21 protein-coding genes are annotated in these 19141 nt (G+C 66.6%); 7 read left to right on the forward strand and 14 right to left on the reverse strand.

Going from position 1 to position 19141, the window contains the following annotated elements:
- Nucleotides 1–13 precede the first annotated feature (13 nt).
- Together hrpB and DDZ14_RS12455 are read right to left on the reverse strand one after the other, a co-directional pair.
- Nucleotides 14–2482 (reverse strand): ATP-dependent helicase HrpB, encoded by a 2469-nt coding sequence (gene hrpB, locus DDZ14_RS12450; protein WP_109425308.1) that lies wholly within the window; start codon nucleotides 2480–2482, stop codon nucleotides 14–16.
- 9 nt (nucleotides 2483–2491) lie between these two features.
- On the reverse strand, nucleotides 2492–3229 hold the full coding sequence (locus DDZ14_RS12455; protein ID WP_109425309.1) for a DUF3108 domain-containing protein: 738 nt from the start codon (nucleotides 3227–3229) through the stop codon (nucleotides 2492–2494).
- 118 nt (nucleotides 3230–3347) lie between these two features.
- On the opposite strand from DDZ14_RS12455, the gene meaB reads away from it, so the two are divergent.
- The 4 genes from meaB (at nucleotide 3348) to DDZ14_RS12475 (ending at nucleotide 5739) form a co-directional block, all read left to right on the forward strand.
- Nucleotides 3348–4340 (forward strand): methylmalonyl Co-A mutase-associated GTPase MeaB, encoded by a 993-nt coding sequence (meaB, locus tag DDZ14_RS12460; protein WP_109425310.1) that lies wholly within the window; start codon nucleotides 3348–3350, stop codon nucleotides 4338–4340.
- Nucleotides 4341–4469: 129 nt separating this feature from the next.
- Nucleotides 4470–4757, forward strand: a complete 288-nt coding sequence (gene rpmB, locus DDZ14_RS12465) for a 50S ribosomal protein L28 (protein ID WP_109425311.1) — start codon at nucleotides 4470–4472, stop codon at nucleotides 4755–4757.
- A 192-nt stretch (nucleotides 4758–4949) separates the two neighbouring features.
- Nucleotides 4950–5204: a hypothetical protein gene (locus DDZ14_RS12470; protein ID WP_146193134.1), complete on the forward strand. Its 255-nt coding sequence runs from the start codon at nucleotides 4950–4952 to the stop codon at nucleotides 5202–5204.
- A 55-nt stretch (nucleotides 5205–5259) separates the two neighbouring features.
- Nucleotides 5260–5739: a copper chaperone PCu(A)C gene (locus DDZ14_RS12475; protein ID WP_109425313.1), complete on the forward strand. Its 480-nt coding sequence runs from the start codon at nucleotides 5260–5262 to the stop codon at nucleotides 5737–5739.
- Nucleotides 5740–5759: 20 nt separating this feature from the next.
- On the opposite strand, the gene DDZ14_RS12480 is transcribed toward DDZ14_RS12475, so the two are convergent.
- Nucleotides 5760–6464, reverse strand: coding sequence for an NAD-dependent deacylase (locus tag DDZ14_RS12480; protein WP_109425314.1), 705 nt, complete (start codon nucleotides 6462–6464; stop codon nucleotides 5760–5762).
- Between the two features lie 87 nt (nucleotides 6465–6551).
- Between DDZ14_RS12480 and DDZ14_RS12485 the strand changes: the two genes are divergently transcribed.
- Nucleotides 6552–7022 (forward strand): low molecular weight protein-tyrosine-phosphatase, encoded by a 471-nt coding sequence (locus DDZ14_RS12485; RefSeq protein ID WP_109425315.1) that lies wholly within the window; start codon nucleotides 6552–6554, stop codon nucleotides 7020–7022.
- 16 nt (nucleotides 7023–7038) lie between these two features.
- On the opposite strand, the gene DDZ14_RS12490 is transcribed toward DDZ14_RS12485, so the two are convergent.
- On the reverse strand, nucleotides 7039–7350 hold the full coding sequence (locus tag DDZ14_RS12490; RefSeq protein WP_233252567.1) for a hypothetical protein: 312 nt from the start codon (nucleotides 7348–7350) through the stop codon (nucleotides 7039–7041).
- A gap of 181 nt (nucleotides 7351–7531) precedes the next feature.
- Between DDZ14_RS12490 and lepA the strand changes: the two genes are divergently transcribed.
- Nucleotides 7532–9331, forward strand: a complete 1800-nt coding sequence (gene lepA, locus DDZ14_RS12495; protein ID WP_109425316.1) for a translation elongation factor 4 — start codon at nucleotides 7532–7534, stop codon at nucleotides 9329–9331.
- A gap of 21 nt (nucleotides 9332–9352) precedes the next feature.
- Nucleotides 9353–10399 carry a hypothetical protein gene (locus DDZ14_RS19395; RefSeq protein WP_146193135.1) on the forward strand — a complete coding sequence of 349 codons (1047 nt, stop codon included), beginning with the start codon at nucleotides 9353–9355 and terminating at the stop codon, nucleotides 10397–10399.
- Nucleotides 10400–10575: 176 nt separating this feature from the next.
- On the opposite strand, the gene DDZ14_RS12500 is transcribed toward DDZ14_RS19395, so the two are convergent.
- The 10 genes from DDZ14_RS12500 to DDZ14_RS12545 form a co-directional block, all read right to left on the reverse strand.
- Complete coding sequence (locus DDZ14_RS12500) at nucleotides 10576–11940, reverse strand: glutamine synthetase family protein (protein ID WP_109425317.1); 1365 nt, start codon at nucleotides 11938–11940, stop codon at nucleotides 10576–10578.
- 1 nt (nucleotide 11941) lies between these two features.
- On the reverse strand, nucleotides 11942–12640 hold the full coding sequence (locus DDZ14_RS12505; protein ID WP_109425318.1) for a type 1 glutamine amidotransferase: 699 nt from the start codon (nucleotides 12638–12640) through the stop codon (nucleotides 11942–11944).
- 109 nt (nucleotides 12641–12749) lie between these two features.
- Nucleotides 12750–14096, reverse strand: a complete 1347-nt coding sequence (locus tag DDZ14_RS12510; protein WP_109425319.1) for a glutamine synthetase family protein — start codon at nucleotides 14094–14096, stop codon at nucleotides 12750–12752.
- 6 nt (nucleotides 14097–14102) lie between these two features.
- On the reverse strand, nucleotides 14103–14942 hold the full coding sequence (locus DDZ14_RS12515) for an ABC transporter permease (protein WP_109425320.1): 840 nt from the start codon (nucleotides 14940–14942) through the stop codon (nucleotides 14103–14105).
- Complete coding sequence (locus tag DDZ14_RS12520) at nucleotides 14939–15820, reverse strand: ABC transporter permease (RefSeq protein WP_109425321.1); 882 nt, start codon at nucleotides 15818–15820, stop codon at nucleotides 14939–14941. The genes DDZ14_RS12515 and DDZ14_RS12520 overlap by 4 nt, the downstream gene beginning before the upstream one ends.
- A gap of 48 nt (nucleotides 15821–15868) precedes the next feature.
- Nucleotides 15869–16597 carry a transporter substrate-binding domain-containing protein gene (locus tag DDZ14_RS12525; RefSeq protein WP_109425322.1) on the reverse strand — a complete coding sequence of 243 codons (729 nt, stop codon included), beginning with the start codon at nucleotides 16595–16597 and terminating at the stop codon, nucleotides 15869–15871.
- A 41-nt stretch (nucleotides 16598–16638) separates the two neighbouring features.
- Nucleotides 16639–17424: an ABC transporter ATP-binding protein gene (locus DDZ14_RS12530; RefSeq protein WP_109425323.1), complete on the reverse strand. Its 786-nt coding sequence runs from the start codon at nucleotides 17422–17424 to the stop codon at nucleotides 16639–16641.
- Between the two features lie 80 nt (nucleotides 17425–17504).
- A complete protein-coding gene (locus DDZ14_RS12535; RefSeq protein WP_109425324.1) occupies nucleotides 17505–18293 on the reverse strand; it encodes a PhnD/SsuA/transferrin family substrate-binding protein in 789 nt (262 codons plus the stop codon).
- Nucleotides 18290–18736: a TerB family tellurite resistance protein gene (locus DDZ14_RS12540; RefSeq protein WP_109425325.1), complete on the reverse strand. Its 447-nt coding sequence runs from the start codon at nucleotides 18734–18736 to the stop codon at nucleotides 18290–18292. Before DDZ14_RS12540 ends, DDZ14_RS12535 begins: the two co-directional genes overlap by 4 nt.
- A gap of 47 nt (nucleotides 18737–18783) precedes the next feature.
- Nucleotides 18784–19080, reverse strand: a complete 297-nt coding sequence (locus tag DDZ14_RS12545) for a DUF1330 domain-containing protein (protein WP_109425326.1) — start codon at nucleotides 19078–19080, stop codon at nucleotides 18784–18786.
- Nucleotides 19081–19141 lie beyond the last annotated feature (61 nt).

The raw sequence follows: 19141 nt of genomic DNA on the forward strand, positions 1-19141 counted from the left end.
CGCGCGCGGCGGCTCAGGCTCCGCGGGGTTTGACGCGGCGCGTGGGCACGGCAGCCAGCGGATCTTTGGGCCAGGGGTGGCGCGGGTAGCGGCCGCGCATGTCGCGGCGCACGTCGGCATAGGAATTTGCCCAGAAGCCCGGCAGGTCCGACGTGGTTTGCACCGGCCGCTGAGCGGGCGAAAGCAGCGTGATGCGTAGCGGCCGGCGCGCCGGCCCGACGGCGGGGTGGGTGGCCTGCCCGAACATCTCCTGCAGGCGGATTGCTATCTCCGGCGTCTCGGCGCCGTAGTCGATGGCTACGCGGCTGCCCGTGGGCGCGGTGAACTGCGCGGGCGCCAGCCGGTCGAGCGTCTGCCGCTCGGTATGGTTGAGCAGCGCCAGAAGCGGCTCCAGAAGGTCGAGCGCCTTCAGATCGGCGGCGCTGCGCCGCCCGGTAAGCCAGGGCAGCAGCCAGTCTCCGGCTGCCTCCAGCAGCCCCGCGTCGGAAAAATCGGGCAGAGCGGCGCCTTCGGCGCGCAGGAACTCCACACGCGCCTGAAGAAGCCTTGCCTTGCGCGAGAAACCCAGCGCCTCCAGCCCCAACTCCCGCACGCCGTCGAGCGCAGCCCGCGCGATCCTCTCCGGCGGGCAATCGCGCCAGGACCGATCCGCAAGGACGAGCGCGCCGAAACGCTCCTGCCGGCGGGTCTGGACCGCGCGTGCGCGTCGCGACCAGCGGCAGATGTCTTCCCATTCAATCCGGTCGGCATAGAGCCCGCGCAACTCCGCCTCGGTGATCGCCACGGCCAGCCGCACGCGTGCCTCGCGCGCGTCGCCGTCGAGATCGGTGGCCACGATCAGCCGCGCACCCGCCAGCGTGTCGCCGGGATCCAGCACCGCGCCCTTGCCGCCCGACAGGATGAAGCGCGCCGCGTCGCCGGGCCGGCGCAGTCCGATCCGGTCGGGATAGGCGAGCGCGGCCATCTCCGCCAGGCTGCGGTCAGGGCCGCGCCCACGCGGCAGGCGTCGGGCCTCGGCGCGGATGCGTTCCAACCGGGCGCGGTTGATGCCGTAGGGCCGTTCGGCGGCGAAACGTTTCGGGTCGCGCAGCGCCTCGATGCGGCGCGTGAGATCGGCCGGCGCGCCGGTCAGCGGATCGCGTTCGGCCAGAAGTGCGGCCAGGCGCGGCCCCTCCGCGCCGCTCCGGCGCAGCATATGCGCCAGGCGCGGGTGCATCGGCAATCCGGCCATCTCCCGCCCATGTGCGGTGATCGCCCCGGCCGCATCGAGCGCACCCAGATCGGTCAGGAGCCGCCCCGCCTCGGCCAGCGCGCCAGGATTGGGCGGGGTGAGAAAGGGCAGGTCGGCCGCGTCCCTCACCCCCCAGAGCGCCAGTTCCAGCGCCAGCCCGGCCAGGTCGGCGGCCTCGATCTCGGCTGGGGGATGGGCGGCCAGCGCGCCGTCCTCGCCCGGCGTCCACATCCGGTAGCAGATGCCCGGCGCCACGCGCCCGGCCCGGCCCCGGCGCTGCTCCGCCTCGGCGCGGGTGACGCGTTCGGTCACCAGCCGGGTCATGCCTGATCCCGGATCGAAGCGCGCGCGGCGGGCGCGGCCGGCATCCACGACCACGCGGATATCCTCGATGGTGAGCGATGTCTCGGCGATGGCGGTGGCCAGCACCACCTTGCGCCCCTCCGCCGCCGGGGCGATGGCGGCGCGCTGCGCGGCAAGATCCATCGCGCCAAAGAGCGGGCGGATCGCGCAGCCCGTGGGCAGGCGGCCGGCCAGCCGGGCCTCTGTCTGGCGTATCTCGCCCTCGCCGGGCAGGAATACGAGCACGCCGCCCGCGCTTTCCGCCAGGGCGCGCGCGGTCAGGTCGGCGGCGGCTTCGGCCAGCCGCGGGTCGCGCTCGCCGGGCCGCCGCCAGGGCCGCTCGAGATAGCGGGTCTCCACCGGATGGGCCCGGCCTTCGGAGGTCACGACCGGCGCGCCGCCCATCAGTGCTGCGACGGGTGCCGTGTCAAGCGTGGCCGACATCACCAGCAGCTTCAGGTCCGGGCGAAGTGCGCCGCGCAGCTCCAGGCTGAGCGCGAGGCCCAGATCGGCGTTGAGCGAACGTTCGTGAAACTCGTCGAAGACCAGCGCGCCGATGCCCGCAAGCTCGGGGTCGGACTGGATCATCCGCGTCAGGATACCCTCGGTCACGACCTCGATGCGCGTCGCCCCGCTGCGGCGCGTCTCGCCGCGGATGCGGTAGCCCACGGTTTGCCCGGTTTCCTCGCCCAGCGTCTCGGCCATGCGCGCCGCGGCGGCGCGCGCGGCCAGCCGCCGCGGCTCCAGCATTACCAGACGGCCGTGGAAGGCGCCGGCCTCCAGCAGGGCCAGCGGTACGCGCGTGGTCTTGCCCGCACCCGGCGGCGCCTGAAGCACGGCCTGGCCGTCCTGGCGCAGCGCGCCCAGAAGGGCGGGCAGCGCTTCGTCTATGGGAAGGTCCGCCGGCACGCGCCCCGGTCAGCGCCGTATCAGCCGGCCGATGCCGACATCGGTGGTCAGCACCAGTTCCTGCACCTGGTAGCGGTCATCGGGCTGGCGGATGTATTCCAACCGGAACGGGTAGCGCTGGCGCTTGGCCATCTCTTTCTCCGAGAAGCCCGCGATACGGCGGTAAAGCCCGTTGCAGATTATCTGCCCGTCCTTTTCAACCGGCCCCGACAGCGTCACGCGCGACCGCCGCTTACCGTCGAAGACCGGTTCATCGAGCTTGCAGAGCTCGTCGCCGTTCACCGTGCGCAGCCCAAGGTAGATCACCGACATCGGATCGAGCGTGCCGCCCTGCGTTGCGGGTTCCACCGTGCCCTTGGAGGACTTGCGCGGCGGGTTGTACTTTTTCACCTGCGGCACGCCGTGGCGATACTCGATCTCGGCCTCCGAGACCCGGCTGCCGGTGTCAGCGCTTTCGGTGTATCTGCCGGGAACGAGGCCGCGGCGCGTGACGCGGCCGCGCACGCTGGCGTCGTAGCGCGCATCGACGAAAAGCGCGAGAATGCCGCCGGTCTCCACCTTGCCCGAGGCGGCGTAGCTGTGCCCCTCGGTCACGCCGGAAAAGCTCAGCGTGCCCGCGCGGATGCCGCGCAGGTAGACGTCGAACACCGCGCTGTCGCGCCGCGCGTCGGCCACCGCCGCAACCGGCAGGCAGAGCAGCACGAGAAGGGCATTGAGGCCGTATTTCAGGCGGGAAACCGGAGCCATTCGGACATGCCTTTCAGCACTCTGTCGATCCCACTGGACATAGGGGGTTCAGACAGGCCACATAACCCCTGAAAATTCAAGAAATGTGTCATATGTGTCAACAAGGGACCCGCAAGCCTTGACCGATATACCCGAGCTTGCCCGCCAGATTGCCGAAGGCAACCGCCGCGCACTGGCCCGCGCCGTCACCCTGATCGAAAGCACCCGGCCCGATCACCGCAAACAGGCGATCGCTTTGATGGAGGCACTGCGCCGTGCCACCCCGCGCGAGGCCTTGCGCATCGGGCTCTCGGGCACGCCGGGTGTCGGCAAATCCACCTTCATCGAGAGTTTCGGGATGATGCTGACCGGGCAGGGGCTGCGGATCGCGGTCTTGGCTGTGGACCCGTCCTCGGCGCGTTCGGGCGGCTCGATCCTGGGCGACAAGACGCGGATGGAGCGACTGACCCGCGAGCCCGGCGTCTTCATCCGGCCCTCGCCATCGGCTTCGGCCCTGGGCGGCGTGGCGCGCCGCACGCGCGAGGCGATCGCGCTGTGCGAGGCGGCGGGGTTCGACGTGATCATCGTGGAGACGGTGGGCGTCGGCCAGTCGGAGACGATGGTGGCCGAGATGACCGACATCTTCCTGCTGCTGCTGGCACCCGCGGGCGGGGACGAGTTGCAGGGTGTCAAGCGCGGCATCATGGAGATCGCCGACCTGATCGTCGTCAACAAGGCCGACGGCCCCCTGCACGAGACGGCGCGGCGCACCTGCGCGGATTACGCCGGTGCGCTGCGGCTCCTGCGCAAGCGGCCCCAGGATCCGGAGGGTTATCCCAAGGCGCTGATGGTCTCGGCGGTCGAGGAGACCGGGTTGGAAGAGGTCTGGACGGAGATCGGGACGCTGGCCGAGTGGCGGCGCGACAAGGGCCACTGGGCCGAGGCGCGCGCCGGGCAGGCCGAACGCTGGTTCGAGGCGGAGGTGCGCGCGGGCCTGCTGGCGCAGCTCGAACGCAGCCCCGATCTGAAGGCGCGGATGGCGGAACTTGGGGCGGAGGTCGCCGCCAAGCGCCGCTCGCCCGAAGCTGCGGCGCAGGAGATGCTCGACTGCCTCGGCGTTGCCCGGTCCTGACCGGGGCCGCGCCACCAAGCCGGCGATGAATCGCTTGACGCCCCGCCGGATTCTGCCTAAGACCGCGATCCGAACCATTCGGTGCCGCGCTGCGGCGCCAAGACCCTTATTTGCCCGAGGACCGAATCCATGTCGCGCCGTTGTGAACTGACAGGTAAAGGCGTCATGGTTGGCAACAATGTCAGCCACGCCAACAACAAGACCAAGCGCCGTTTCCTGCCGAATCTGAATGACGTCACGCTGGTGTCGGACGCGCTCGACCGTTCCTTCCAGCTTCGCGTTTCGGCCTCGGCGCTGCGCACCGTGGACCACCGCGGCGGGCTCGACGCCTTCCTGGCCAAGGCCAGCGACGGCGACCTGTCGCCGCGCGCGCTGAAGATCAAGCGAGATATCGCCAAGGCGCAGGCCGCGGCCTGATCCGCTGCGCACCGCGCAGGACGTGACCCCGCCGGGACCGGCGGGGTTTTTCTTTTTTGCCGCTTGGCAGGGGCGCGGGTTGCGGTCTAGACTTCGCGGATGAGGACTTACCGCGCTCTCATAGGCCTGCCACTCGTCCTGCTCGTTGCGCTCGCCAGCGTCTCGATGTCGTCGGCGCGTGGACAGGCGGCCTTGGCGCGTCAGATCGTCATCTGCTCGGGCACGACCGTCACGGTCATCACGCTCGACGCGGAAGGCAACCCGGTGGAACACCGCGAGGTTTGCCCCGACTACGGTCTGACGCTGTTCTCCGCCACGGCCGCTGCACTGCCGGACCACTCACCACTCACGGTAGCTGCATCCACGATCGTCTGGCCACATCTGCACCAGCGTGCGGTTTCGCGGGATAGGGCCTCGGTGCGCGTGCGGGGACCGCCGCTGGGCTGAGTGCCCGCCCTCCGGGCCAATGGCCTCGACCCGCGAAATTCCAAGGATTATCAAGATGATACGACCGCTTCACGTCGCCGCCGTTCTGGCGGCTGGTTTCTTTTCCATGCCCGCTCTTGCTGGCGATATCGCGATCAGCGACGCCTATGCACGCGCCGCGACGCCCACCGCGAAGACAGGCGCGGCCTTCATGACGATCGCCAATAGCGGGTCCGAACCCGACCGGCTGATCGGCGTGACGACCGAGGCCGCCGCGAAGGCGGAACTCCACACACATACCCAAACCTCCGACGGCATGATGCAGATGCGCGCCGTCGAGGACGGATTCGCGATCCCCGCCGGCGGCATGCACATGCTCGCGCGCGGCGGAGACCACGTAATGCTGATGGGCCTCACGGCGCCGCTGAGACATGGCGACGAGATCGAGATGAAGCTGCGCTTCGAGAAGGCCGGCGACATCGCCGTGACGATCCCGGTCGATCTGGAGAGGATGCCCGAGCACGGTGCGGGCATGGAGCACGGCAAGGCCGACTGAGCCGGCCAGGCGCGGGCGCCTCAGGGCTCGGCCTGCGCCAGCACCTCCGCCACCCAGGCGGGCACGAGGTCGCTGGCCTTGCCCAGGCGGGCCTCGTCGAAATCGCTGATGCCGGCCGAGGGTTCGAGATTGAGTTCCAGCGTACGCGCGCCCGCCCGCCCCGCATCCTGCACGAAGGCCGCCGCCGGATAGACCTGCCCCGAGGTGCCGATCGCCACGAAGAGCGTGGCGGCGCGCAACCGCTCCCAGATCTCGTCCATCCGGTGGGGATATTCGCCGAACCAGACGACATCGGGCCGCGTGGCGTGGGCCGCGCAGGCCGGGCAGGTGTCCTGCGGATCCATGAAATCGGGGGCGTCCCACCTGTACCCGCAGGCCGCGCAGAGCGCGCGCGCCAGGCGCCCGTGCATATGCCAGACGGCACGCGACCCCGCCCGCTCGTGCAGGTCGTCCACATTCTGCGTGACGACCAGAACGCGGCCCAACCCCTCCCGTTCCAGCCGCGCCAGCGCCAGATGCGCCGCGTTGGGCGTGGCGGCGCGGCAATTGGCGCGCCGGGTATTGTAGAATTCGTGGACCAGCGCCGGGTTACGGGCGAACCCATCGGGCGTGGCCACCTCCTCAAGATCGTAGCGCGTCCAGAGCCCGTTCACGTCGCGGAAGGTGCCAAGCCCGCTCTCGGCGGAAATACCCGCCCCGGTCAGTATCACGATATCCTCGGTCATGGGGCGAAGCCTAGGACGCGGCGGCCGCGATGGAAAGACAGGCCGTGCCCCTTGCATGGCGGCGGACCGCGAGGCAGGCTCCCGCCCATGACCGAACGCATCCTTTTCGTCTGCCTGGGCAATATCTGCCGTTCCCCCACGGCCGAGGCCGTGATGCGCCGGATGGCCGGGGAGGCGGGGCTGCGCCTGACGCTCGACAGCGCGGGCACCGGCGACTGGCATCTGGGCGAGCCGCCATATGGCGCGGCGCAGGCCGCCGCCGCGCGCCGCGGCTATGACCTCTCGCCCTTGCGGGCGCGCCGGGCCGTGGCGCAGGATTTCGAGCGGTTCGACCTGATCCTGGGCATGGACGCGGACAATGTCGCTGCGCTGGAACGGCTGCGCCCGCCCGGCAACGCCACGGCGCTGCGGCTGATGCTCGACTATGCGCCGCAGGCGGGGCTGCGGGATGTGCCCGATCCGTACCTGACGCGCGATTTTGACCACACGCTCGATCTGCTGGAGGCGGCTTCTCGCGGGCTGCTCGACCAACTCCGCGCTGCTGCACCGCCGGCCTGAGTCCCGCTCTCCCGCCTCAGACCTGCCGGACGCATCGGGCGGCGGCGGCCGCGCCGAAGGTCTTGTAGCGTTCCCAGAACCGCTCGTCGCCCGGCCGGTCAGACTGGCGCAATTCCTGGGACAGGTGCGGATCGGCGAAGAACCGGGCGGCACGGCGCTGCTCGGGCGGGCTGAGCATCCCGTCGGCCACGTGCTGAATGCAGCGGCAGAGCGCCGGGTCCACCTCCGTCCGGTCGGAGGCCCGGCAGGCGCGCTCCAGCGTCCCCGCATAGGCGCTCGCCGTCATGCCCAGCAAAAGCGCGACTGTGGCGGCATGAATTTTCGGCAAGGCGTCCACTCCCCGATCCGGCCCCGAAATCTCCTCGATCCCATTCTATGCCCGTCCGCGAGGCGGGCCGCAATCCGTCGCCGCGCCGCCGGAAAATTGATCGCGCGGCGGCGTAGGCCAGCGGCGTCTCGCACGCGCGGGGCATCTTGCTCTGGCTCTCGATCCGGGGCATATCCGGCGCATGACAGATCTCGCTCATATCCGCAATTTTTCGATCGTGGCCCATATCGACCACGGCAAGTCCACGCTGGCCGACCGGCTGATCCAGCTCACCGGGACGGTCAGCGAACGCGACATGAAGGAGCAGCTTCTCGACGCGATGGATATCGAGCGCGAACGCGGCATCACGATCAAGGCCAACACTGTCCGGATCGAGTACAAGGCGAAGGACGGGGAGACCTATATCCTCAACCTGATCGACACGCCGGGCCATGTCGATTTCGCCTATGAGGTCAGCCGTTCGATGCAGGCGGTGGAGGGCTCGCTGCTGGTGGTGGACGCCACCCAGGGGGTCGAGGCGCAGACGCTGGCCAATGTCTATCAGGCGCTCGACGCGGACCACGAGATCGTGCCGGTGCTCAACAAGATCGACCTGCCCGCCGCCGAGCCCGCGCGGGTGGCCGAGCAGATCGAGGACGTGATCGGCATCGACGCCTCGGACGCTGTGCATATCTCGGCCAAGACGGGGCTGGGCATTCCCGACGTGCTGGAGGCCATCGTCACGCGCCTTCCTGCGCCCAAGGGCGAACGCAACGTGCCGCTAAAGGCGATGCTGGTCGATAGCTGGTATGATGCCTATCTGGGCGTCGTGGTGCTGGTGCGGATCATGGATGGGGTCCTGAAGAAGGGCGACCGCATCCGGATGATGCAGACCGGCGCGATCCACAATGTCGACAAGCTGGCGGTGCTGCGGCCCGGCATGGTCGATGTGGCCGCACTGGGACCGGGCGAGATCGGCATTTTCACCGGCTCCATCAAGCAGGTGCGCGACACGCGGGTGGGCGACACGATCACCCACGAAAAGCACAGCGCGCAAAAGGCCCTGCCGGGCTTCAAACCCTCGGTCCCGGTGGTCTTCTGCGGGCTCTTCCCGGTCGACAGCGCCGAGTTCGACGACCTGCGCAACGCGATCGAGAAACTGGCGCTCAACGACGCCTCCTTCTCCTACGAGATGGAAAGCTCCGCCGCGCTGGGCTTCGGTTTCCGCTGCGGCTTCCTGGGCCTCCTGCATCTGGAGGTGATCCGAGACCGGCTGGAACGGGAATGGGGCATCGACCTGATCACCACCGCGCCCTCGGTCGTCTACAATGTCTACCTGAAATCGGGCGAGATGATCGAGCTGCACAACCCCGCCGACATGCCCGACCTGACCTATGTGGACCATATCGAGGAGCCGCGCATCACCGCGACGATCCTGGTGCCCGACGAGTTCCTGGGCGATGTGCTGAAGCTTTGCCACGACCGGCGCGGCATCCAGAAGGATCTGACCTATGCCGGCTCGCGCGCGATGGTGGTCTACGACCTGCCGCTCAACGAGGTGGTCTTCGACTTCTACGACCGGCTGAAGTCGATCACGCGGGGCTATGCCAGCTTCGACTACCAGATCGACAGCTACCGCGCCGACAACCTAGTGAAGATGCAGATCCTGGTGAACGACGAGCCGGTGGACGCGCTCTCGATCATGGTTCATCGCGACCGGGCCGAAAGCCGCGGCCGGGCGATGTGCGAGAAGCTCAAGGAGCTGATCCCGCGCCACATGTTCAAGATCCCGATCCAGGCGGCCATCGGCGGCAAGGTCATCGCCCGCGAGACGCTCGCCGCGCTACGCAAGGACGTGACCGCGAAGTGCTATGGCGGGGACGTGACGCGCAAGAAGAAGCTTCTGGAAAAGCAGAAGGCCGGAAAGAAGAAGATGCGCCAGTTCGGCAAGGTGGAGATCCCGCAGGCGGCGTTCATATCGGCGTTGAAAATGGATGGGTGAGGAAAAGGGTTAATTGGTGACGTGGTAAGGCGAATCACATTTGTAGTTGGTGCCGGTGCAAGCGCAGAATTTGGGTTGCCGACTGGCAGAAAGCTTGCAGAGCAGATTGTTAAATTTGCCGATATTAGGCTAGACGAATTTGGCGGAATTTCTAAAGGCGACAAGAAGCTTTTTGAGGTATGCAAACTTCTGGATAAATCTGCCCGAGGAGATGGTGCGGAACCTAATCCCAGTTACGAGATGCAGAGAATTGTATCTGGTGTGCCGCTTGCCCCTTCTATTGATAACTATCTACACGCGCATGCGAAAAATGAATTTCGCCTTAAATTTGGGAAGGCTTTAATATTGCGTTCGCTTTATCAAGCGGAAAGGGACAGCCAACTATTCTTCGATCCGGATAACATTTATAGGGAGTTTGAATTCTCTGAATTGGGGAATACTTGGTTGGCCGCCTTATTCAAAATTCTTGCGTCGGCTGGCACCTTGGAGACATTTTTGTCTCGATTAGAGAGTTTTTCCTTTGTCGTATTTAATTATGATAGAGTTATTGAGCGCTTCTTTTTTCTCGCGCTTCAAGTCTACTTTGATCTTTCTGAAGACGAAGCCGCGCAGAAATGTCACGAAAGTCTCTATGTGATACATCCGTATGGCGACCTTGGAGAGCTACAAGGCAAGAGAAATGATTCAGGTTTTGGTGCAGATGTCAGCTCAAGAGAAATTTTCTCAAAAATATCAAGAATCAGAACGTTTACTGAAGGAGGTGAAAAGAGAATTAAAAGCGCACTTGTTAAGTGCATTGATGACTCGCAGGCGATTTTCTTTTTGGGATTTTCTTTTCTCAAGATAAACATGGATTTACTACACCTGTCCCATCGATCTGATTTTGACGGTATGTTTGGCACATTGAGGGGCGTCTCGGATTTCAATGCGAGTCTTGCAATGCAGAGGTTGAAATCGTGGAGCTCCGATAGTGAACTTGGTCGAGTCAATGATTTTTCGCGCTGCGACTGTTGGGAATTAATTTCGAATTACTCCGGTTACATTGCCGGTGAAGATATGAGTTTTTAGAGATTTTGTAGCCATCCGCTATCTGTTCCCGCCCGGTGCCTCGCACCGGGCAGCGCCCGACCCGCCCCCACGGGGCGGGCGCTACTCGCCCACCCCTCGGGTCGGGCGCTGCCCTCTGTTTTGCTGATGTATCCTCGAACGGCTCCAGCCCATGCCCCGCCAAACGGGACACCCGCTCACACGTTCAGCAGCAGGTGCTCGCGCTCCCAGGGGCTGATGACCTGCAGGAACTCGGAATATTCCAGGTTCTTGACGATCCCGTAGACCCGGCAGAATTCCGGCCCCAGCGCCTCCTGCACCGCCTTGTCGGCGTCGAAGAGCGCCAGCGCGTCGCCCAGCCCGCGTGGGATTTCCTCGGCCCCGATATAGGCGTCGCCGCGGAACTCGTCCTTGGGCTGCGTGCCCTCCATCAGGCCCAGATAGCCGCAGGCCAGGCTCGCCGCGATGCCCAGATAGGGGTTGCAGTCCATCCCCGCCAGCCGGTTCTCCACCCGCCGCGCCTCTGGGTCCGAGATCGGCACCCGGATGCCCGTGGTGCGGTTGTCGCGGCCCCATTCCAGGTTGATCGGCGCGGCGAAGTCCGGCACGTAGCGGCGGTAGGAATTCACATAGGGCGCCAAAAGCGCGATGGCGCCCGGCAGGTGGGTCTGCAACCCGGCGATGAAATGCAGGAAGGCCGGCGTCTCGGCCCCGTCCGCGTCGGAGAAGATGTTCTGCCCGTTGGCGATATCGATGACCGAATGGTGTATATGCATGGCCGAGCCGGGCTCGCCCTCGATGGGCTTGGCCATGAAGGTGGCGAAACAGTCATGCCTGAGCGCGGCCTCGCGGATCAGCCGCTTGAAGAAGAAGATCTCGTCGGCCAGCTTCACCGGGTCGCCGTGGCGCATGTTGATCTCGACCTGGCCCGCGCCGCCTTCCTGGGTGATGCCGTCGATCTCGAAGCCCTGCGCCTCGGCGAAATCGTAGATGTCGTCGATCACCGGGCCGTATTCGTCCACCGCGCTCAGCGAATAGGCCTGACGCGCCGCCGCCCGCCGCCCCGAGCGGCCCATCGGCGGCTGGATGGGCTGGGTCGGGTCGATGTTGCGGGCCACCAGGAAGAACTCCATCTCCGGCGCGACGATGGGCGACCAGCCCTGCGCCTCATAAAGTCCGATCACCCGCTTGAGCACGTTGCGCGGCGCGATCGGGATCGGCACGCCGGCGCGGTCCATCACGTCATGGATGATCTGCAGCGTGATGTCGGCGGTCCAGGGCGCGGCGGTCGCGGTTTCGTAATCGGGGATCAGCGTCATGTCGGGCTCGGTGAAGCCCTGTTCGCCCGCGGCCTCGGCCCAGTCGCCGGTGATGGTCTGGAAGAAAATCGAATCGGGCAGGTGGAAGCGCGTCGACTTGGCGAATTTCGAGGCCGGCATGGCCTTGCCGCGGGCCACGCCCGCAAGGTCGGGTACCACGCACTCGATCTCGTCCAGCCGGCGCCCGTCGATATAGTCCAGCGCCGCCTGCGGCAGCTTCGCGGTCAGTTCCTCGTCGGCCATGTCACCGGCTCCCCTGTTTTGCGCGCGCCCGTTTGAAGAAGGCGGCGATCTGTTCACCGGTTTCGTCGCTTGCGATGGGCTTGCCGATCTCCTGCCTGGCCTGTTCCAGCAGCGGTTCGGGCACTACGCCCTTGCCGCGGGTGCGGATCAGCCCCTCGATGAAGGCGTCGTCGAATTCCGGGTGCCACTGGACGGAAAAGACCCGGTCGCCGTAGACCGTCGCGGCGTTCTGGCAGAAATCCGAGCGCGCGATCACCTGCGCGTCCTCGGGCAGGGCGGTCACCTGGTCCTGGTGCCAGGCGTTGTAGGCGCGCGCGCCCTGGCCCGAGACCTCATAGCTCTGCCGACCGACGGACCAGCCGCCGTGGTATTTCTCCACCTTGCCGCCAAGGGCCTGCGCGATGATCTGGTGGCCAAAGCAGATGCCCGCCAGCGGCACCTGTGCGGCATAGGCTTCGCGGATGAACGCCTCCAGCGGCGCGATCCAGGGCAGTTCCTCGTAGGTGCCGTATTTGGAGCCGGTGATCAGCCAGCCCTCGGCCGCGCGGATGTCCTCGGGGAAGACGTTGTCGAGCACGGGCCAGTTCTCGAAGGTGAAGCCATGCCCGGCCAGCAGACGCTCGAACATGTCGGGATACTCCCCGTGCGCCTCCGCCAGCTCCGCAGGGGCATAGCCGGTTTGCAGGATGCCGATTTTCATGAATGTCTCATCAGGTTGGTCGGGCAGAGACTAGCAGAGCCTTCGAGCCCCCGGCAAGTGGGCGCGCGGTCGGTCGAAATTCACGCGCGCCACCGAAACGCCTGCGGGGTCAGACAGTCTCCAGATAGGTGGCGAATTCGAAATCCGTCCAGCGTTCCTCGAACCGCTTCAGCTCCTGGCGTTTGCACACCACGAGGTTCGCCACCATGGTGGGGCCGAAAACCCGTTCCATCAGCGGGCTTTCCTCGAAGAGCGCGATCGCCTCGCGCCAACTGAAGGGAAGCTGCTCGAAGGGCTGGTCGTAGGCGTTGCCGGTCATCGGGGCCGGGGGCTCGGCCGCGTCCTCGATGCCGATGAGCGCGGCGCCGAGCACGCCGGCCAGCACCATGTAGGGGTTGGTGTCGCCGCCCGCCACGCGGTGTTCGACCCGGCGCGCCGCCGGGGCGCCGCCGGGGATGCGGATCGCGGCGGTGCGGTTCTCGTAGCCCCAGCAGATCTGCGTGGGCGCGTGGGAATTGGGCGTCGCGCGGCGGTAGGAGTTCTTGTGCGGCGCGAAGAGCAGCGCGCTGTCGCGCATTGCCGAGAGACACCCCGCAACCGCGTGGCGCAGCGTGTCCGAGCCCTTCTCGGTCCCGTCGTCGAAAATGTTGCAGCCCTCGGCGTCGAGCACCGAGAAATGGATATGTAGCCCGTTGCCGGCATGTTCGCCGTAGGGCTTGGCCATGAAGGTCGCGGCCATTTCGTGCTTGCGCGCCAGCCCCTTGACCGTCTGCTTGAAGAGCCAGGCGTCATCGGCTGCCTTCAGCGCGTCGGCCTCGTGCATCAGGTTGATCTCGAACTGTCCCTGGCCGCTTTCGGAAATTGCGCTGTCGGCGGGAATACCCATCGCCGCACAAGCCTCGTAGAGCTCGGTGAAATAGGCGTCGAAGACATCGAGCCCGTTGAGCGCCAGAACCTCGCGCGCCTGGACCTGGCGGCCGGAATAGGGATTGATCGGCGGTTCGGGACGCTCTGAGCCGTCATCGACCAGGTAGAATTCCAGCTCTGTCGCGACCACCGGCGTCCAGCCGCGGGCGCGGTAGCGTTCCAGCACCGCGGCCAGCGCGTGCCGCGGATCGCCCGGGAAGTGGGTGCCGTCCTCCTGGTACATCCACATCGGCAGCAGCGCCGAGGGCGCACCCAACCAGGGCATCGGTACCAGGCCGCGCTCGGTCGGGCGCAGCATTCCGTCGGCGTCGCCGCTCTCGAAGACCAGTGGGCTGTCCTCGATATCGTCGCCCCAGATATCGACATTGTGGGTCGAGAGCGGCATCCGCGCGCCGCCCTCCAGCGCCTTGCGCGCACTGGCCACGGGCAGCCGCTTGCCGCGAGGCTGGCCGTTGAGGTCCGACACCGCGATGCGCACGGTCTTGATCTCGGGATGGGCGTCGAGCCAGGCCTGTTGCTGCTCTGTCATGGGTCCTCAGCGGATGAATTGCGGGCGGTACCGGATGCGCCGCCGCGTCTCGACGGGAAGATGCCTGTTCAGACGGCGGTTCACCAGCCCGAAAAGCCCGATCACCAGCAGCGTCAGCACGATGAAATAGCCCGCCAGGATCGGGTAGGGCACGAACGGGTTGAAGGTCTTGTCGGCGAAGTAACTCGCGTAATAGAGCGCGTCGCCCTTCTGACGCCAGGCCGGGAAGCCCGAAAAGAAGACCAGCGTGGTGGCGTGGAAGAGGAAGATCGCCTCGTTGGTGTAGGACGGCCAGGCGAGCCTCAGCATGGTGGGCCAGACGATGCGCCGGAACTTCATCCAGCCCGACATCCCGTAGGCGTCCGCCGCCTCCACATCGCCCTTCGGGATCGAACGCAGCGCACCATAGAATATCTCGCCCGAATAGGCGGCGGTGTTGAAGAAGAGCACGATCAGCGCACCCAGCGCGGCCTTGGTCAGCATGTCGGTGCCGGCGGTGACGGTGACGACGCCCAGCGGGATCGACAGGCCCGCGTCCGGCAGGATCACGAAAAGCTCGTAGGCGAAGAAGAACTGGATGAAAAGCGGCGAGCCGCGGAAGACGAAGATGAACCATTCCGCCGGCTTGCGCATCGCGGGGTGTGCGCTGGCCTTGCCGAGCGCCAGCGCGGTGGCCAGAAAGAAACCCATCGCCAGCGCGAGCGCGCCGAAATAGACGTTCCAGATCATGCCCGAGCCGATCAGCACCACCTGATCGCAGAGTGTGAAGTCGGAGCGCGGCAGCAGCCGCTCGCCGATGCCCAGCGAGCGCAGCCCGTAGTCCTGAATGGTCTGCCAGCAGCTCATGCCGGCGCCTTTCGCTGGGCTTCGCCGCCCATCGTCGCCTGCCCGTGGGTGAGCCGCAGCATCAGCCGCTCGAACACCACTTCCGAGAGCTTGGTGAAGGCCAGGTAGAAGACCAGCAGACCAAGAAAATACCATAGCCGCCAGTCGCCGTGGGGATAGGCGAAGGCGCCGGTTTTCATGCCGCCCAACTCCCGCGCCCAGTAGACGATGTCGGTGATGCCGAGGATGAAGAGGAGTGGCGTGGCCTTGATCAGGATCATCCAGAGATTGGACAGACCCGGCAGCGCGTAGACCCACATCTGCGGCACCAGGATTCGCCGGAAAACCTGGGCGCGGGTCATGCCATAGGCTTCGGCCGTTTCGAGCTGGCCGTGCGGCACCGCGCGCATCGCCCCCACCAGCACATTGCCCGCGAAGGCGCCGAAGACGACCGAGAAGGCCACCACAGCCAGCGCGAAGCTATAGGCGTCATGGACGCTTTGCGGGCTCGACGAGAGCGGCAGTTTGGCCTGCGCGCAGACCACGAAATCGTTTCCCTGCCGGATCGGCGCGGTCCAGTCGGGGCAGAGCGTCTTGTGCCGCAGCCATTCCAGCGCCTGGTCGAGTGCGATCGGCACGAAGAGAAAGAAGGCGATGTCCGGCACACCGCGCACCATGGCGATATAGCCCTTGCCCAGCAGTCCGAGCGGCGGGAAATGCGACCGCGCCGCCATCGCGCCGGCGAAGCCGAACGCCATCGCCACCGGCGCGGTGATCGCCAGCAGCAGCAGCACCGTCCCGAAGGAGGCGTAGAAACCCATATGCTTGCCCGTCGTCAGGTAGCAGGCAAACCACTGCCAGTCCGGCAGGACGGATGGATCGGAGCAGAAGGAGAACATGCAGAAGGCGCGGCCGGGCGGGGCGCGTGGCCCCGCCCGAAACGGCGCTTATTCCCAGATCGTGGCGTCTTCGCCAAACCACTTGACGATCATCGGGTTGATGAGGTTCTCCTCCTTCATCTCCGAGATCATCGTGTCGAACGTGTCGCGCAGTTCCGCGTCGGATTCGCGGATGCCCATGCCGATGCCGTCGCCCATTGCCACGTCGTCGCCCAGGAACACGAACTCGCCGCCGGATTCGGCCACGATCGGCTCCAGATAGGCCTTGTCGGCCATCACCGCGTCGGCCTCGCCGTTGCGGACCGCCGCGATGGTTTCGTCGGGCGTGGCGAATTCGACAAGCGTGGCACCGATATCTGCAATGTAGCTGGCCTGGATCGTGCCCGCCTGCGCCGCGATCACGCCCTCCGCCACGTCGATATCGGTGCCGGGCAGCGCCATGAAGGCAGACGGATCGGGCGGCAGGTAGGGCTGGGTGAAGTCGATCACCTCGTCGCGTTCGTCGGTAATCGACATGCCCGCAATGATGGTGTCGTAGTTGCCCGAGACGAGGTTGGGAATGATCGAATCCCAGTCATTCGTCACCCATTCGCAGGTGAGCTGCGCGCGTTCGCAAAGGGCGTCGCCCAACTCGCGCTCGAAGCCGTCGACTTCGCCATCGTCGTTGATGAAGTTGTACGGAGGATAGGCGCCCTCGGTGCCCATGCGGATGGTCTGGGCATGGACCCCGCCGGCGGTCAGCGCCAATATGGCGGCGCCAAGGATCAGCTTTTTCATTTGTCGGTCTCCCTTGTTGTCGTTGGTCGAAGCGGTTTCGCTCAGGCGGCCTTGGTGGAGCTCAGAAAGCCCCGCAGCCGTTCTGTCTTGGGCTGCCCGAACAGTGTTTCGGGCGGGCCTTCTTCCTCGATGCGGCCCTGGTGCAGGAAAATGACATGGTCGGACACATCCGCGGCCAGCCGCATGTCATGGGTCACGATCAGCATGGTGCGGCCTTCCTCGGCCAGCGCCTTGATGACCTTGACGACCTCCTGCTCCAGTTCCGGGTCGAGCGCCGATGTGGGCTCATCGAAAAGCAGCGCGTCGGGCTCCATGCAGAGCGCGCGCGCGATTGCGGCGCGCTGCTGCTGCCCGCCGGAAAGCTGCGCCGGATAGGCATCGCATTTGTCGCCGATCCCGACCTTGTCGAGATAGCCGCGCGCGGCGCGTTCCACCTCGGCCCGGTCGCGGCCCAGGACCGTCACCGGCGCTTCCATCACGTTTTGCAGGATGGTCATATGCGCCCAGAGGTTGAACTGCTGGAACACCATCGAAAGATTGGTGCGGATGCGGATCACCTGCTGCTTGTCGCCGGGATGCCGCCCGGCGCCGGAGCCGCGCCAGATCACCGGCTCGCCATCGAAGAGGATATCGCCTTGTTGGCTGTCTTCCAGAAGGTTGGCGCAGCGCAGGAGCGTCGATTTGCCTGACCCCGACGATCCGATCAGCGAGACCACGTCACCGCGACGGGCGACCAGGTCGACGCCCTTGAGAACCTCCAGTTGCCCATAGGCCTTGTGAAGGTCCCGGATTTCTATGACCGGTGGTTCTGTCGTCTTTCTAGGCACGCCTTGGCAGCTTTCCCTGTTTCCCCGATGGCGGAGTAGGGCGCAAAAAATGGAGGATTGCAACGGAGAATCGGCGGCATTCACGGGTGCCGCAGGGGCAGATCGCCGCCCGTGCCGGGCAATTCGCCGGGTCCGGGCGGGATGGGCAGCGCCAGATAGGTGCGCGGCGAAAACGCCACGAAGCCCCGGATGCCGAGCGTCGCGCGGCTATCCGTGTCGAGCGTCTCCGCCGCTGCCTGCAGGGCCCGGCGCAGCGCGGGGGCCAGGTCCGGCCGGGCGGTGAACAGCGGCAGGCCCGGCGTGGCCGCGGTGCGCCCCACCGCGCCCAGGTCCGCCGCCGCCACGTCATGGGCGCGGATTGTGCGCCAGCTCACCGCGTCGATCGCGGCGATGTCGGCCCGGCCCGCCGCCACGGCGGCCACGCTCGCGGCATGGGCGCCGGTTGCCAGATACCGGGTGAACCGGAACCCGTGGGCACGGGCGGCCGGTTGCGGTGCGACCCAGCCGGATTGCGAGAGCGCATCGTTATAGGCCAGAACGCCGCCGGCGAACGCTTCCAGCCGCTCGGGCGCATCCCGGCCGGCGAGCAGCACGCTGCGATAATGGCCCGGCGGTGTGTCGTCGAGCCCGTAATCGAAGGCCCCCAAAAGCGTCACCCGGCGATGAAGCCGGGCGCGGTAGGGCAGGCCGCAGCTCTGGCCCAGCAGGAGGTCGGGATGTTCCCATATCCGCCAGGGATCGCCGCCGCGATGCAAGGTGTCCGGGGCCGCCACGCCTTCGGCGGCCAGCGCGTCGCGTATCCGCGCCCATAGCCTGTCATGCGCCGCCGCGGTCTCGGGGCGGTCGTACATCGGCAGGGCTGCGATCATTCCCCGTTGCGTGCCGCGACGCGCTGGCGCGCGAGCGCGCTGTCGCGGTCGCTGACGCCGAGCAGGCTCGCCACAAGCCGCATCAGCCCGTCTTCCTCATGGTCGCGGGTACCGTCGGCCAGCACCACGTCCCAGAGCGCCTCCAGCACGCCCTCGCGGTCCTCATGCGCCACGTGGTCCTTGATCTCACGGGTGAAACGCACCGTATCGGGGGCTTCGGCCTCCAGTGTCTCGGCGTCGGCGCGCAGGGCTTCCGCCTCATCCGGGTCTAGCCCGTAGCGCCGGGCGAGTATCCGGTCGATGCGCGCGATCTCGATGGCGGCATAATCCTGGTCCGATCGGGCGATGCGCACCAGAAGCGCGGCCAGGGCGAGCCGGGCGTCTTCGGCGGGCAGCGGGGCGGTGCCGGGCTGGGCGAGGCGGTTGAGAAGTCTGGCAAACATGCGTCTCGATATAATCCGCCGCGGCGGCGCTGCCAATGCCCTGCCGATCAGTCGCCGCCGAAGCCCTCCACGATCACGATATCGCCTGCCGAGACCGGGTCGCGCAGCGCCTTGGCGGCGCGGTATTCGGGGCTGTCATAGCAGGCCCGCGCGGCCTCGATGCTGGGAAACTCGATCACCACGGTGCGCGGGCGCAGCGCGCGCTCGACCACGTCGCCCTCGCCGCCGCGCACCAGGAACCGCGCGCCATGCGCCGCAAAGGGCGCGGCGTTGGCCTCGCGGTACTTCCGATAGACCTCGGGATCCTCCACGGTGACATGCGCCACCCAGTAGCCTTTAGGCATGTCTGCCTCCCTCACAATCCGTTCTGCCCTGAGATCAGACCACGGATCCGCAGGCGGGGCA

This window comes from Maritimibacter sp. 55A14 (assembly GCF_003122205.1).
Taxonomy (GTDB): domain Bacteria; phylum Pseudomonadota; class Alphaproteobacteria; order Rhodobacterales; family Rhodobacteraceae; genus QEYE01.